The following is a 14,010-nucleotide window of genomic DNA, read 5'->3' as shown; positions in this document are numbered from 1 at the left end:
AATGCTTACTGAAAGAGTTCTCTGTGCCGGTTTTGGAGGTCAGGGCGTGATGTCGCTTGGACAGATGTTAGCGTATGCCGGTATGCTCGAGGGCAAAAATGTTACCTGGATGCCTTCCTATGGTCCTGAAATGAGGGGTGGAACGGCTTATTGCAGTGTGGTCGTGTCAGATGGGCCGGTTGGCTCGCCAATTGTAACGACCAATGCCACCAGCCTGATCGTTATGAATCTGCCCTCGTTTGAACGTTTTGAAAAAAGTGTTGTACCCGGTGGTCAGATCCTGATGAACAGTTCATTGATCCATAAGCAGGGGCACCGCCGGGATGTCCGCGTTTATCCTATTGCTGCCAATGAACTGGCTGCAGCCTGTGGTGACCCGAAGGCTGCCAATATGATAATGCTTGGAGCTTACATGGCGTTAACCGGTTCACCCAAGCTGGTAAATGTTATCGAGGCCTTCAAGAAGGTTTTCGGTACCAGGTCTGCAAAGATGCTTACACTGAATATGAAGGTGTTGGAGAAGGGTATGGAGGTAGTCTCCGTAGATGTCGAGCCACGAAAAGCTGCATAGGGGCTTTTCGTGATTGCCGGTAAATCAAGAGATGAGAGTAGAGAGCGTCATGAATAGATACACTACGTTGAATAGTACCGATTATGAGGAAGTGGTCCGGTGCGATAACGAAGAAGTGGGATTTTCCGCCTGGATTGCTGTTCATAACTCGAACCGGGGCCCGGCCCTCGGTGGTTGCAGGGTGTGGAATTACATCTGTGATGATGATGCGTTGACAGATGTGTTGCGGCTCAGTAAAGGCATGACCTATAAAAATAGCCTTGCCAGGCTGTCTCTCGGCGGGGGGAAATGTGTTGTCCGGGCCGATCTGGAGAAGGTTGACCGGGGTGCCATGTTCGAATCTGTGGGCCAGTTTGTAGAGACTCTTCATGGCAGGTATATCACGGCAGAGGATGTGAACTCGACTGTCGAGGATATGGTGGCGGTCAAACGACACACAAAACATGTGGCGACTGTCGGTGCTTCAGGTAATCCGAGTCCCTTTACCGCCTATGGTGTTTATTGTGCGATCAGGGCGTGCGTGCAATTCAAGTTTGGACACGACGACCTGAAAGGGCTGCGGATTGCCATCCAGGGTGTTGGTGAAACCGGAGGCAGGCTTGCTCGCCTGCTGGCCAATGATGGCTGCACCATTTTCGCGACGGACATCAACCAGAACAATCTTTCCGAATTACAAAAAAATGTAAAGTTTCATGCAGTAGAACCCGAGGATATCTACGGCGCTGCCTGTGACATTTTTTGTCCCTGTGCTTTAGGTGGGATCTTGAACAGTTTCACCATCCCCCGGCTGCATTGTTCGATAGTTGCAGGGAGCGCCAATAATCAGCTTCTGGAAAGGGCGGATGGTGATTTACTTGATGCCAGGGATATTCTTTACGTTCCTGATTACGCGGCGAATGCTGGTGGTGTTATAAATATCAGTTGTGAAATTGGCCAGACGTATGATGCAGGTCGTGCCAGGCAGAAAACAGAAATGATAGGTGAAACGGTTACAGATATCCTGCGCCAGTCAAAAAGTATGAAGCGCCCTACCCATGTTATCGCCGATAGAATGGCCGAAGAATTGATTATGCTGGGTGTGGCGGCATAATCGCCGTGGTGAGTCCGGATATGATCTCAATACTTTGCTGCAGGGCTTTATCCTCATATCTCAAGGAGAGTCCTGTTTCCAGCATTGAATAGGTGAGGATGGAACTATTGTTTACCAAAGCTCCCAGCGAGGCGACTCCTTTCTGGGAGTTTTTTATTGCCTGGGCAGCATAATCAATGGTGATTGTCCGGGCTTGTGAGACTGGGATTTCTAGCGTGTTATCGGTTATGATAATGCTGTGGCTATCCAGGTCTGAAAAAATGCCCTTCTTTTTGTTGATTCCTTCCTGGGATGTGCAGAGGATGATATCAGGCCTCGTTATTCCTGTGTACCCTATAGGCTCAGGGGCGAGAACGATCTCACAGATTGAATGGCCTCGAAGCACGGTGATAGGGTAATCTGTTTTCAGGCTCGCCTGATGACCGGCGCTCATTGCCGCAAGGCAGAGTATTTCCCCGACGGTGTTGATATATTGTCCAGCCGCGCCGAGAATAAGTATCTCGGTCCTCTTCACCAGCGTTGGCGGCTGTGTTTTCTCTACGGCTTTGCAATCAGGGGCAGGTTTTGCGGTTGCGGCCCGTTTTCTGTATTGTGTGCCGTATTCCCTGTCTGGAGTTTCGAGCTGTGGGGCCGGTGTTTCTCTACTGTGAATTTCTTTTTTTAATTCTGTTTGACTGAGGCGGTTTTTTTTCAGGTATCTCCCGGGGCAGATTCCCCAAATATCCAACAGGGCGAAACCATCATATGTTATCGCCGATGAGATTTTTTCTACCAGGCTCTTCTCGGAAGCCAGTTCCCTGTCGACGTAATGAGCACCTGCGGCTGAAGCTACCGCGCAGATATCAAGATCTGTTTCAAGTTGATTTAGAAAACCTGAAGAGGTGTTTGCTTCGGGTGGAGTTGTTGCTGAGCATTGACCACCTGTCATGCCGTAATTGAAATTATTGAGCACCAGCAGGGTGAGGTTGAGATTGCGACGGCAGGCAGCAAGTACATGGGCTCCTCCAATACCGAGTCCGCCATCTCCCATGATAACGACGACGTGCAGATCCGGTTGGACCATTTTCAGGCCGGTGGCGTAGGTGAGTGCCCTGCCGTGCAGGCCATGGAAGGCGTGGCAGTTGAAAAAAGTATCGAAAAGGCCAGAGCAGCCAATATCAGTGACAAGTGCCAGCTCGCTGCTGCTGATCCCTGAATGCTGCAGGGCCTTGTCAAGTGCTTTGACCACCTGGCTGTGAGAACAGCCAGGACAGAACAGCGGAGGACGTTTTGTGTTTAACAGGCTTGTCATGACTGCAGCACCTCCAGAATCTGGCTTGGGGTGATCAACTCACCATTCATGCGTCCCAGGAACTGAATTGACTTGTTGGCGGCAATGCGTTCGATTTCACGGACGTACTGCCCACAGTTCATTTCGATGACCAGGATTTTCTCTTTTCCATCCAGAGCATAGCTGATTATATCCCTCCCGACAGGATAAAGGGTTTTCAGGACCAGTAGCGATACTTTTTCTCCCTGTGTTCGCAAAGTGGAAACAGCATCAGTTGCGGCCCGTGCTGTGACCCCGTAGGTGATGAGCAGGAGGGTGCTGTCTACCTGTTCATCGAAATTGTAATAGCAAAAATCCACTCCGGAATTTTGAAATTTATCCTGTAAGTGTTTGATTCTGTTTTCAATTTGTCCGGTATCAGCAGTAATGTACCCGTCGGGTCCGTGGGTCGAAGAGGTTAGCCTGGAGAGTTCTGATCCTTTCTGCATGGGTAAAAGCCGCGGGGCGGTCTGACGTTTACGAGATTCGGGGAGATCGATATCTTCCACAATAATACTTTCCCTGGTCATGCCGATTTCCTTGTTCGAGGCGATAAAAACTGGGCACCGATAGGTTTCGGCCAGGTTGAAGGCATGGCTGGTGAGGATATAACAATCACGAACATCCACAGGAGCCAGGACAATAACCGGCAGGCCCCCGCTATTGCCCCACCTCAAAAACTGGATATCTCCGTCTGCCCCCTTGGTGGCGGAACCGGTGGAGGGCCCCAGTCTTTGCACATCGACGATAACGATGGGAATCTCGCTGCCGATCGCAAAGGAAATATGTTCGCTGAAAAGACTGATGCCCGGACCGGAAGTGGCGGTCATCGCCATGGCCCCTCCCATAGAAGCACCCAGGCAGAAACCGATGGAACCTATCTCGTCTTCTCCCTGCATACAGACCCCGCCGGAGGGAGGGAGGAGTTGCAGCATATGGTGGAAAATAGAAGTGGCGGGGGTTATCGGGTAGCCGGCGAAAAAATCGCAACCTGCATGCACTGCCGCTCGGGCGATTGCCTCATTGCCATCGAGAAAGTTGATCATTGGAGGTACCTGTGGATCATGTTATGATGAAAATCGGAACAGATATGAGAACCTTATCGCGACTATAAAGTTAAATCAAAAGAAAAGGAAGATATATGGAGCAGATCAGCTGGGACGATTTTGAGAAAGTGGAATTACGGGTCGGCAAAATCTTACAGGCGGAAGTTTTCAAGGAGGCCAGGAAGCCCGCTTATAAGTTGCAAATAGATTTTGGCGAAGAGATCGGGATACGAAAGTCAAGCGCCCAGATAACCGAGCATTACACTCCGGAAGAGCTTGTTGGCAGACTGATTGTCGGCGTCGTGAATTTTCCGAAAAAGCAGATCGGTCCCTTTATGTCGGAGTGTCTGACCACAGGGTTTTATAGCGAAGACGGAAATGTGGTACTCTGCGTTCCGGATAAGGGGGTCCCTCTCGGGGCCAAGCTCCTGTAACGAATCAAAGATACTAAGCGCCTGTTAGTGAAGGGCTTTACCGGTGCTGGACATCGCCAGGTTACCGTCCCGAACTCCTTTCAATGCAATAAGGTGGTCAGCCAGATCCTGGACCTCTTTGGCCTTGCCGCGGACGATGATTACCTCCAGGCAATTGTTGTGGTCCATATGCACATGGGTGGTGGATACGATATGGTGATGGTAATCGTGCTGTACTTCCGTTACTTTTTCCTGAAGTTTATGCTGGTGGTGGTCGTAGACCAGGCTGATAACCCCCATTACCTGTTTGTCTGCCTCCCATTCCTCCTTGACAAAGGCCTTGCGGATCAGGTCGCGAATGGCCTCAGAGCGGTTGTTATAGCGCCTCGACTTGATATGTCTGTCAAATATTTCCAGCAGGTTGTCTTCCAGTGAGATAGAAAACCGTTTAAGCATAAGTGTGGCTCCTTTTCGCCAGGGTGCCTTGATGAAAAGTAGATTTTTCTAAGGCACCAGCCAGTGAATGTGCGTCATTTTGCCTCTATTACCCGAACTGCCTGTACTCCGGACTGCTTTTTAAACGGTTGTGAAAATAGACCAGAATGATCACGAATAATATAATAGTGTACCACGGAAACCAGCCTATTGCTGCAATAAAGCTCGAATCCTCAGTGAGTTGTTGACTCCAATCCGGGTGTGTGGCCATATTTTTATCCCGTAACTGTTGTATGAGCAGGGCGAACAGAACACCGATAATACCATAAGCAAGGTTGAAGGCCATGCCCTTGAAGCTGAGTACAGTTGCTCTTTGAGATGATTCCGTTATCTGGTTCAGGTAGTGCGAGGTAAAAAAAGAAATCATCATCAGGCCGGTATACACGCAGGCCATGGGTAAAAGCCCAATATAGGGAAAAAATCCCGTTAAACCGAAAAGGCCCAATACGGTTATCAGAAAAAGAATCCACAGGTTTTTTGCAGCACTGTTGCGCTCCACCAGTGTTTCGCAGATCTTCGGGATGGTGAGTCCTAACAGGGAGAGCGTTGCGCTGATCAGGCCGAAACTGGCTTCCGGTAACTGGATCAGGCGAAAGTACTGGCTGGTCATGGTGATGATCATCCTGAGGATGTGGTCGTGGAACATGCCAAAAGCGATAATAGCTAAAGCAAAGGGGGTTTTGATAATCCAGGTCCCCGCCTGCAGGGTGAGTCGAAGTGCTTCAACTATTTTATGAAACATATTGCTTTTTACTGCAGGTTGTTCTTTGGGGTTTTCAGTGAACAGCAGGGATGTCCAGGTAGCCAGGGCTGCCAGGACCAGAGTCAGATATATCGGATATCGCATGCTCTGCTGCTGCTCGACTATGATCCCGCTTGCTGTCAGGTTTAACAATTTGTTGATGATATCGGGGTCATAGACCAGGGCGCCGGTTGTGGCTGTAATTATGGTAACTATCGATTTCAGCCGCATCTGTACGCTCAAGACATGTGGCCATTTTTCTTCAAGTCCCACTTCTTTGAGAGAATCGAAAGCGATCGCTTCATCAGCTCCGCTGGCCAGTGCTTCAGCAAGTCCACTTAAAATACGGTTGAGCAGGAATGCCCAGAATACCAGGCTGATATTGGTTATAGGGACAAAAGCGATCAGGCCGATCTCAAAAAGCATCAAAACGGAGGTGGTGATAATCAACCGCTTTCGCCCGATAACGTCGGCAAGTGCCCCGGACGGGACCTCGGCACAGACAATAGTTATGGCCCAGACACTGTTGAGCAGGGCGAATTGTTCAATGGTAAGGCCGTAGTCGAGAAAGAGAATGGTAAAGACCGGATAATAGAACCGGGCATTAAAAAAAATCCGGAAGGCAATAAAGAGTCTGATATTGGGGATTGCAAAGGGCCCGGTTGTGGGAAACATAAAAGAGACCTTAAAGATGAAGGATGAGTGCTAAATAATACCAACAAAGAACAAGTATTACCAGCTCTCCCGAATTTCTCCTGCACATTGTGCAAATTTGCTTGAATGCAATGTACATCTGAAGGCCCTGTTCAGTAAGTGTTGTATGCAAGGTGACGCAATGTTTATGAGAAATGGGTGCTGTAAGGAGTTCGTACTGTCAGGTAAAGGGGCTATGAGAGACTTACCGCCAGGCGCCGTTCCAGCCGGGAGACAAAGAGGGACAGGCAGAGACAGAGTAGCAGGTACATTACGGTGATCGTCAACCACACCTCAATGGTTGCCTGGGTTGAGGCCATGATCTGCATCCCCTGGAAGGTCAGTTCCTGGATAGAAATGATGGAGACAATGGATGAGTACTTAATGGTGTTGATAAACTCGTTGGCCAGGGGCGGTAGCATTATCCGGATGGCCTGTGGCATGATAATGTGCCTCATCTGTTGCCACTTGCCCAAACCCTGGGCGGCGGAGGCCTCCCATTGACCCGGATCGATTGACTGGATTCCTGCCCGTACGATTTCGGCGATATACGCCCCCTGAAAGAGTCCCAATGTACAGGCCCCTGAAACAAAAGCGGAAATAAGTTCCGGTCGTGCAGAAAAGAGAGCCAGTCTTTTTTGAATATCCGGGCTACTGTTTCTGTAAAAATCCTCAATGCCGATGAGCGGCATGATCTGGTCACTGACAAAAAAGTAAAAGAGAAAAACCAATACCAGCGGCGGAGTATTGCGGATAAGCTCCACATAACTGAGACCGACCAGTTTAAAGAACAGCCGTTTCGATGTTCGGCAAACTCCCACCAGCAGGCCGAGCAGGACGGCAATAAGCATCCCCCATACGCTGAGCTTAATGGTGATGAGGAATCCCTCGAGCAGGGCGTTTGCTACCCACCTTTGCTGTTCCTGGTCAAATCGAACCATATAGGTAGGGATAATCGACCAGTTCCAATTGTAGTTCAGACTGTAAAAAAGCCGGTAGCCGATATACCCGGTAAGGCCCAGCACGCCGAGAATAGTGAGGGTGTCGAGCAGGGTGATTTTTCTGGTCGTGTTACGCATGTAATTCTGAATTGCCTCGAAGTTGCAAGGCAGGAACACTACTATTTTCAGGTTTATACTGCAGTCCTGACGGCTGCAGTATAAACCCGCATGTATTGGTTACTGGTGCCCCTGAAAAAGAGTGGTCTTACTTTTGATCTGAGACTGCAGGGTTTCAAGGGACCCCATGAGCTGTTTTATTCGACCTGATCCAGCCAGTCCTTGGTACCGAACCAGTAGGCGTTTCTCTCTTTCAGCCAACCCTCAAGAACCTTGGTGGTTATCCAGCTGTTGAAAAAGGACAGGGTGTCCGGGTCGCCCTTGCGAAGAGCAAAGCCGATCGGTTCCTTGGTGAAGTTTTCCGCCAAGGGAAGGAACAGGGATTCAGCATAATCAACCGCCTCGTATGCCGGACGCGGTGCGGAGCCAACTACTGCGTGAACCTTGCCGTTACGAAGTTCCTGATAGGCCTGGGTCTCATTGTCGAACATGCGAAGCTGGGCATTGGGGAAGAATTTTTTGGCTGCCATTGCTGCGGTGGTTCCAAGCTTGACGGCAATCTGCACATCCTTTTTGTTAAAGGCCTCAAGACTGTTAAAGCCGGCCGCAATTTCCTTGTGGGCCACAATTGACATACCTGAGTAGTCGTATGGGATGGAGAAATTAACTTTAAGAGCCCTCTTCGTGGTGATGCCCATTCCGCCGATAATCACATCGAATTTACCGGTGAGCAGAGCCGGGATAATACCGGACCAGGCGGTTGGCACAAACTCCACCTTCACACCCATATCCTCAGCTAACTGGGTTGCCACATCAATCTCAAAACCGATCAGTTTCCCGTTTTTATCCTTCATTGCCCAGGGCTGGAATGTATCCATCCCGACACGCAGCACACCGCGTTTCATGATCTGCTCGATTGTGCTGTCTTTTACTATCTGCTGCTGTATGGATGCAGCGGACGCCGATGTCGCCAGGCCGACCAAGAGAATCATACTGGTAATAAGTAGTTTTGTTATCGCTTTTTTCATCTGCTTTCCTCCGGTTGTTGTTTTGTTGCTGTTGCTTAATGAGTGATTTAAGGGAGTTTTGCATGACGCTCGATAAAACCCACCAGGATAGATAAGGTAACGGTTACGGCAAGATACATAGCTGCCACGGTAAACCAGATCTCAAAAGTGAGGTATGTCTCCGCGACCAGGGCCTGGGCCTGCATAGTGAGATCGTAAATGGCGATGGTGCTCACTAGAGCAGAATCCTTCACCAGTGATATGGCCTGACTGGTGAGTGGGGGCAGGATGGTACGGATTGCCTGTGGCAGGATGATGTACCGGTATGTCTCGTAACCTGAGTGGCCCAGGCTGTAGGCCGCTTCGTGTTGGCCTTTTGGGACGGCGAGAATTCCCGAACGGAATATTTCCGAAGCATAGGCTCCCTCAAAAAGACTCAAGGCAAGGATAGCGGAAGGGATTCTCTCCAGTCCAAGTACAGGGCCGAGGACAAAATAAATAAAAAATATCTGGATCAGAAGCGGGGTGTTACGACTGATTTCAAGATAGATACGGGCGAGTGTACTTGCAACAGGTGATGAAGAAAGTCTGCAGATTGCAGTTACAAGTCCAATAATCAGGGAGAAAAAGAGGCTGACGAAAGAGATCTGTAGGGTGATGACGAGTCCGTCAAGCAGAGGGCCGACTGAAAACCCATTTTCGTCGAGGGTGAAGAGAAGTCTGGGGATCTGGTACCACTGCCAATTGTAACCAATATTATTTATGCTGAGGGCCGCTAGCCAGTAAAGTCCCCAGACCAGCAGAAAAAACTGCAAAGCATCGATCAGCGGGGAACGAAGCACAGCACGCAGTTTTCCTGAGACTGGTTTGTTTGAAGCAGATGTGCGCATAGTTGGATAACAAGAAGTGGCAGATACGTTTTGTAATCACCAGGGTATTATACCTCAATACCACGACAGACCCTAAGGACATTTTTGGTTTTCGTCAACCTCCGGTTCCGGATTGATCTATCGCTTGCCGGGAGAACCTTCGTTGTTTGATTTCTCACGTCTCCCAATATAAAATAACTATGAGGGATGGTGAATAGCTGAGCTCTTATCGAAAACCAGCGGGAGGAGCGCATATGAAAATTGTCATTGTCGGTGGTGGTGCCATCGGAAGGCTGTTCGGCTCATATCTGGCCCGGGCGGAAAACGAAGTCACTCTTCTTGATATCAGCAGCGAAGTGGTCGGTGCCATGCAGCATGACGGCATCGGGGTTGTTGTAAATGGCGAAGGAGACCCGGATAGTGTAACCCCGGTACCGGTGAAGGCCGTCTCGGATCCTCAACTGGTAACAGCGAGCGAACTGGTCCTCTTAATGGTTAAATCCAATTCGACCCGTGTTGCGACCGAATCAGTTGCGCATCTGGTCAATCCTGACTGTCCCCTTCTCTGCGTGCAGACAGGCCTTGGTAATATTGAGGCGATTGAGCATGTCATTGCCCGTGAACATATAATTGCCGGGATCACCTTTATGTCCGGAACCGCTCTTGGCGGATCGAAGATCCGCTACGGGAGATCCGGTAAGACATATATAGGAGAGCTGGACGGGACCATAACCGAACGAGTACAGAAGATCGCCAATGTCTTTGAGGCGAGTGGTATCACCACCCAGGTCGTTCGGAGGATACTGGGGAGGCTCTGGTGTAAGGTGATCGTTTTTTCTGCCATTAATCCGGTTAGTTCTATCCTCAAGGTGCCGAATGGATGCCTTACCTCAAAGATGGAGTCTGTCACCCTCATGAAACGGTTGCTCGATGAGGGAAAGGAAGTGGCTGAGGCCCACGGTGTCGATCTCGTCTATACCGACCTTTATGAGCTTTTATTTGATTCCTGCCAGAAGAGTGCCAGTAACCTATCCTCAATGCTCCAGGATATTCTGAATGAAAATCCGTCGGAGATCGATGCCCAGAATGGTGCAATCTGTGCCTATGCCAGGAAATACAACATCGATGTACCTACCCATCAGACCATGGTAGAGCTCGTGAAACTTCTGGAAAAATGGAGGCCGGGCATGGAGCAGTTTTGATGGATTTGCAGGGCCATTTATTTCCGGAGCGTAATAATGGTTTTGAAATTTCTATATGTATAAATATCAACATGATAAGTGTTGTTTGTTGGGACGATAAATGCCATAGGATTTTATAGTACGCTGTACCACGCCACTTCAGAAAATAACAGTGATGAGAGGGCAGCAATGGATAACTGGAATAATATACTCATTGCGATAGATGGCAGTGAAACATCCGAACGGGCGGTCAGGTATGTCGGTAAGGTCGCACCGCTGATTGATGATGTGAAGATTTGTCTCTTGCATGTTTATCCGGGTCCCCCCCCCGACTACTATACCAAGGGCGGACGGCTCGACGCATACAGGCGTAAACGCGATAAGGTGGCCAGGATGATGCTGAAAGAAGCTGCCTTTGTTCTGGAAAAGATGGGTGTTGACCCAACCAGTGTGAGCACTCGATTTTGTATGGCTGAGGGGAAGACAATAAGCGATATGGTTCTTGAGATCCAGGCGGAGGGTGCATTCGGGACGGTTGTTACGGGTAAAAGAGGTGTTTCAAAGGCCGAGGAGTTCCTGTTCGGTTCCATCTCGAACGCGCTTGCCCGCCATTCGAAGAATTTCACCTCCTGGATAGTCGGGTGACTCCATGGTCGATTGGTCCCGGTTTCCCGAACATATCCTGCCCCGCTTAAAAAAGCACCCAGCCGTGCGTTCCATGCGCCGACACCCGCGCCTTTACTCCGACACCAGCGATTTTGTTAATATCGACTACGGTGATATTATTCATGTGGACAACCGTTATTTCCTGGTGGTGGGGTATACCCGTGAAGGGCGGTTCGGTGTGGACGAGCAACCTAAGCAGTGGGTGCCAAAAGTTTATGATCTTGTCAATGGTGAGCGGTTGATCGTTAAACTGGTCTTCCATGAACAGTATTCCATACGGTTGGGCGGGCTGGAGGTGACCTGTTATCGCAGTCCTGAAAAAGAGGCGCAGGTCATTGAGTTGACCCGTGGAGACAGATCATTCATGCAGGGGTACTCAGCTTTGGATGAGGCTGATAATCTTGTGCGGATACTTGAGATTGTCAACGGTAGACGACTGGATAAAGTGGTGTACGGTCTGGGGGATAATCACCGGGACTATTTTGAGAATCATCTGGCCGGTGTCCTGACCCGTTTTCTGTGCTCGGTTGAGGGGATCGGCAAGTTGCATGCCAACGGCTTAAAGCATGGAGATATCCGGCGTGACCATATTTATGTCGACAGGAAAGACGGCCACTTTTGCTGGATAGATTTCGACTATGATTTTTACCTGCCGGAGCGTCCTTACGCTATGGACCTGTTCGGTCTAGGCAATGTCCTGTTGTTCCTGATTGGCCAGGGCGCTTTCCGGCCGCGGGCGGTCTTGGAGAATCCCCACTTTGGCGAGAAGGTTTTTACCAGCCTGACGGAAAACGATCTGGCGCTCATCGCCAAGGATCGTATCTTCAATATCAAAAAGTTATATCCCTATATCCCGGATAGCTTGAACGATATCCTGCTACATTTCTCAACCGGAACCGAGGTGTTATATGATACGGTTGAAGAGTTCTATAGCGATCTGGCTACGGCAGTGGATACAGGCTGGTAGAAGGAGAGGTGGTGTGCCTGGTTCAGGTAAGGGGGCACTGGATAAAATCTATAAGCCAGCGGGTGAAGAGTTGGCTGTCCGGTGCTGCAGCCAAGGACTTAATGCCGGCTTCAATCATTTCATCACCAATGAGTGATCTTCGGTCTTGCATGAGCGCTTTCGAGTATTCCCTCCTCCATTCGGGGTGTCCCTGAATGCTGAGAAATCTATCGTTCCATTGGATAATAAAGTAGGGACAGAAGTCACTTTCGGCAATGACCGTGGCTCCATTCGGTAAAACCGAGATCTGATCCTGGTGGCTTACCAGGATCTGCAGGTGATCGACCGGTTCACCTATCCATTCAGGAGCAGCGACTACACGGTTGTTGGCCAATCCTACAGCCCACCCTTTTTCTGACTTCTCTACTTTGCCATTGCTGGCCATGGCTATCACCTGGTGTCCGAAACAGATGCCAATTAATTTCTTTCTCTCTTTATCGAGGAGCCGGACAAACGTTATGAGTTGCTCAATCCATGGTTCGTCGTCATAGACACTGGATCTGCTGCCTGTGGTAATAAAGAAATCATAGTCGTTAATATTTTCAGGATACTGGCCGAGACGACAGTCAAAACAATCACAGACAATGTTATCGGCAACTGCGGCAAACATCCGTTCGATCATCGCCGGATAGCGGCCAAATTCCGGTTGGAACTTGGCCAGTACCTCATCACACTGAAGAATTGCTCCTTTCATGAGTAAGATAACGAACCGTTTACGGCATCTGTAAATATCTGCTGATACTGAGATGCACTAAAGGTTATTGGGTTCCCACCGGCAGACGGATCCTTGGTTGCCAGTGTGCCGATTTTTTCGGCATCGGTGTCAGGTATATCGATCCCGGTCAGGGTATGCGGAATGCCAAGCTCCTGCCTGAGGCCTAAAATCCAAACCAGAAAACCTTCGAAGCTGGTGTCACTCAGGCCCAGATAGCGGGCAAGGCGTTTGATTCGTTCCTCAATTTCTGCACGGTTGGCATTTAATACATAGGGCATCAGGATCGCATTTAACATACCATGATGTGCATCGTATAGTGCACCTAAAGGGTGCGCGAGAGCATGCATTCCACCAAGCCCTTTCTGGAAAGCGGTGGCGCCCATACTGGAACAGACCAGCATCTGCGTACGGGCCTCAAGGTCTGTACCATCCGCAACAGCCTTAGGCAGGTACTCTTTCACCAGCCGTATGCCCTCAACGGCGATACCTGCTGCCATCGGATGATAAAAAGGTGAGCAGAAGGCTTCCAGATTATGAGATAATGCATCCATTCCTGTTGCAGCAGTGATTCCTTTTGGCAGCCCGACTGTCAGCTCCGGGTCAAGTATAACGTGTTCCGGCAACATCCTCGGATGAAAAATGATCTTCTTGAGGTGCTGTACCTGATCAGTAATTACAGATGCCCTGCCGACTTCAGATCCTGTACCGGCGGTTGTAGGGACCGCTATTACAGGTGCCATACCATCGCTTTTTACCCGTGTCCAGTTATCACCAACATCCTCAAAATCCCATATGGGCCGGTTCTGTGCCACCATGAGTGCGACAGCTTTGGCCGCATCGAGGGCAGAACCTCCGCCAAAGGCGATAACACCGTCATGTTTATTGTCTAAAAAGAATGCGACCCCCGCTTCAACATTCTCACCGGTCGGATTTGCTTTTATTGCCGAGAATAAACCACATCTCAGACCTGAGCTATGTACAGTATCCACGACCTTTTGCAGCATAGGCAAAGCGGCAATACCGGGGTCTGTTATCAGGAGAGGGGCATGCATACCCATAGCTTTACAGAGATCTGCCAGTTCGGCTATTCGTCCAGCCCCTACTTTTACGTTTGTCGGGTAGTTCCAGTTTGCAGAAAATGTCACTGTT

The 14,010-nt window shown here is 49.6% G+C and carries 15 protein-coding genes; 6 read left to right on the top strand and 9 right to left on the bottom strand.

The genetic code is table 11. The features are described 5' to 3' along the window. The first annotated feature begins 1 nt into the window (after nt 1). Both GA520_RS18215 and GA520_RS18210 read left to right on the top strand, forming a co-directional pair. Entirely contained in the window at nt 2-571 is a 570-nt protein-coding gene (locus GA520_RS18215) for a 2-oxoacid:acceptor oxidoreductase family protein (protein ID WP_163337843.1), read from the top strand. Between the two features lie 49 nt (nt 572-620). Then, nucleotides 621-1,661 carry a Glu/Leu/Phe/Val dehydrogenase gene (locus GA520_RS18210; protein WP_163337842.1) on the top strand — a complete coding sequence of 347 codons (1,041 nt, stop codon included), beginning with the start codon at nt 621-623 and terminating at the stop codon, nt 1,659-1,661. Here the strand turns inward: GA520_RS18210 and GA520_RS18205 are convergent. Beyond that, the gene (locus GA520_RS18205; RefSeq protein WP_163337841.1) at nt 1,639-2,952 is read right to left on the bottom strand and encodes a thiamine pyrophosphate-dependent enzyme; all 1,314 of its coding nucleotides are present in this window, start codon (nt 2,950-2,952) and stop codon (nt 1,639-1,641) included. The genes GA520_RS18210 and GA520_RS18205 overlap by 23 nt on opposite strands. Continuing rightward, the gene (locus GA520_RS18200; protein ID WP_163337840.1) at nt 2,949-4,016 is read right to left on the bottom strand and encodes a pyruvate flavodoxin/ferredoxin oxidoreductase; all 1,068 of its coding nucleotides are present in this window, start codon (nt 4,014-4,016) and stop codon (nt 2,949-2,951) included. The genes GA520_RS18205 and GA520_RS18200 overlap by 4 nt, the downstream gene beginning before the upstream one ends. A gap of 95 nt (nt 4,017-4,111) precedes the next feature. Here GA520_RS18200 and GA520_RS18195 point away from each other — a divergent pair, with 95 nt between their 5' ends. Continuing rightward, nucleotides 4,112-4,450, top strand: coding sequence for a tRNA-binding protein (locus GA520_RS18195; protein ID WP_163337839.1), 339 nt, complete (start codon nt 4,112-4,114; stop codon nt 4,448-4,450). A 24-nt stretch (nt 4,451-4,474) separates the two neighbouring features. On the opposite strand, the gene nikR is transcribed toward GA520_RS18195, so the two are convergent. From nikR to GA520_RS18170, 5 genes are all read right to left on the bottom strand, one after another. Then, a complete protein-coding gene (gene nikR / locus GA520_RS18190) occupies nt 4,475-4,885 on the bottom strand; it encodes a nickel-responsive transcriptional regulator NikR (protein WP_163337838.1) in 411 nt (136 codons plus the stop codon). An 88-nt stretch (nt 4,886-4,973) separates the two neighbouring features. Next, entirely contained in the window at nt 4,974-6,341 is a 1,368-nt protein-coding gene (locus tag GA520_RS18185) for an MFS transporter (protein WP_163337837.1), read from the bottom strand. Nucleotides 6,342-6,553: 212 nt separating this feature from the next. After that, nucleotides 6,554-7,438 carry an amino acid ABC transporter permease gene (locus GA520_RS18180; RefSeq protein WP_163337836.1) on the bottom strand — a complete coding sequence of 295 codons (885 nt, stop codon included), beginning with the start codon at nt 7,436-7,438 and terminating at the stop codon, nt 6,554-6,556. A gap of 176 nt (nt 7,439-7,614) precedes the next feature. Continuing rightward, on the bottom strand, nt 7,615-8,445 hold the full coding sequence (locus tag GA520_RS18175; RefSeq protein ID WP_163337835.1) for a transporter substrate-binding domain-containing protein: 831 nt from the start codon (nt 8,443-8,445) through the stop codon (nt 7,615-7,617). A gap of 47 nt (nt 8,446-8,492) precedes the next feature. After that, on the bottom strand, nt 8,493-9,266 hold the full coding sequence (locus GA520_RS18170; RefSeq protein ID WP_304511245.1) for an amino acid ABC transporter permease: 774 nt from the start codon (nt 9,264-9,266) through the stop codon (nt 8,493-8,495). A gap of 281 nt (nt 9,267-9,547) precedes the next feature. Here GA520_RS18170 and GA520_RS18165 point away from each other — a divergent pair, with 281 nt between their 5' ends. The 3 genes from GA520_RS18165 to GA520_RS18155 all read left to right on the top strand — a co-directional run bounded on the left by GA520_RS18165 (nt 9,548) and on the right by GA520_RS18155 (nt 12,107). Next, nucleotides 9,548-10,495 carry a ketopantoate reductase family protein gene (locus GA520_RS18165; protein WP_163337833.1) on the top strand — a complete coding sequence of 316 codons (948 nt, stop codon included), beginning with the start codon at nt 9,548-9,550 and terminating at the stop codon, nt 10,493-10,495. Nucleotides 10,496-10,663: 168 nt separating this feature from the next. Then, nucleotides 10,664-11,119 carry a universal stress protein gene (locus GA520_RS18160; protein WP_163337832.1) on the top strand — a complete coding sequence of 152 codons (456 nt, stop codon included), beginning with the start codon at nt 10,664-10,666 and terminating at the stop codon, nt 11,117-11,119. Nucleotides 11,120-11,123: 4 nt separating this feature from the next. Next, nucleotides 11,124-12,107, top strand: coding sequence for a serine/threonine protein kinase (locus GA520_RS18155; protein ID WP_163337831.1), 984 nt, complete (start codon nt 11,124-11,126; stop codon nt 12,105-12,107). 22 nt (nt 12,108-12,129) lie between these two features. Here the strand turns inward: GA520_RS18155 and GA520_RS18150 are convergent, their stop codons facing one another. Beyond that, on the bottom strand, nt 12,130-12,840 hold the full coding sequence (locus GA520_RS18150; protein ID WP_163337830.1) for a GMP synthase: 711 nt from the start codon (nt 12,838-12,840) through the stop codon (nt 12,130-12,132). Further along, nucleotides 12,837-14,006 carry an iron-containing alcohol dehydrogenase gene (locus tag GA520_RS18145; protein WP_163337829.1) on the bottom strand — a complete coding sequence of 390 codons (1,170 nt, stop codon included), beginning with the start codon at nt 14,004-14,006 and terminating at the stop codon, nt 12,837-12,839. Before GA520_RS18145 ends, GA520_RS18150 begins: the two co-directional genes overlap by 4 nt. Between the last annotated feature and the right edge of the window lie 4 nt (nt 14,007-14,010).

The organism is Desulfopila sp. IMCC35008, assembly GCF_010646885.2.
In the GTDB taxonomy this organism is placed as follows: domain Bacteria; phylum Desulfobacterota; class Desulfobulbia; order Desulfobulbales; family Desulfocapsaceae; genus Desulfopila.
This window is presented reverse-complemented; position numbering and strand designations above follow the sequence as displayed.

Excerpts from the sequence above, each read along its gene's own strand:
- GA520_RS18215 (WP_163337843.1), top strand. The coding sequence starts at position 2 with ATGCTTACTGAAAGAGTTCTCTGTGCCGGTTTTGGAGGTCAGGGCGTG.
- GA520_RS18210 (WP_163337842.1), top strand. The coding sequence starts at position 621 with ATGAATAGATACACTACGTTGAATAGTACCGATTATGAGGAAGTGGTC.
- GA520_RS18205 (WP_163337841.1), bottom strand. The coding sequence starts at position 2,952 with ATGACAAGCCTGTTAAACACAAAACGTCCTCCGCTGTTCTGTCCTGGC.
- GA520_RS18200 (WP_163337840.1), bottom strand. The coding sequence starts at position 4,016 with ATGATCAACTTTCTCGATGGCAATGAGGCAATCGCCCGAGCGGCAGTG.
- GA520_RS18195 (WP_163337839.1), top strand. The coding sequence starts at position 4,112 with ATGGAGCAGATCAGCTGGGACGATTTTGAGAAAGTGGAATTACGGGTC.
- nikR (WP_163337838.1), bottom strand. The coding sequence starts at position 4,885 with ATGCTTAAACGGTTTTCTATCTCACTGGAAGACAACCTGCTGGAAATA.
- GA520_RS18185 (WP_163337837.1), bottom strand. The coding sequence starts at position 6,341 with ATGTTTCCCACAACCGGGCCCTTTGCAATCCCCAATATCAGACTCTTT.
- GA520_RS18180 (WP_163337836.1), bottom strand. The coding sequence starts at position 7,438 with ATGCGTAACACGACCAGAAAAATCACCCTGCTCGACACCCTCACTATT.
- GA520_RS18175 (WP_163337835.1), bottom strand. The coding sequence starts at position 8,445 with ATGAAAAAAGCGATAACAAAACTACTTATTACCAGTATGATTCTCTTG.
- GA520_RS18165 (WP_163337833.1), top strand. The coding sequence starts at position 9,548 with ATGAAAATTGTCATTGTCGGTGGTGGTGCCATCGGAAGGCTGTTCGGC.
- GA520_RS18160 (WP_163337832.1), top strand. The coding sequence starts at position 10,664 with ATGGATAACTGGAATAATATACTCATTGCGATAGATGGCAGTGAAACA.
- GA520_RS18155 (WP_163337831.1), top strand. The coding sequence starts at position 11,124 with ATGGTCGATTGGTCCCGGTTTCCCGAACATATCCTGCCCCGCTTAAAA.
- GA520_RS18150 (WP_163337830.1), bottom strand. The coding sequence starts at position 12,840 with ATGAAAGGAGCAATTCTTCAGTGTGATGAGGTACTGGCCAAGTTCCAA.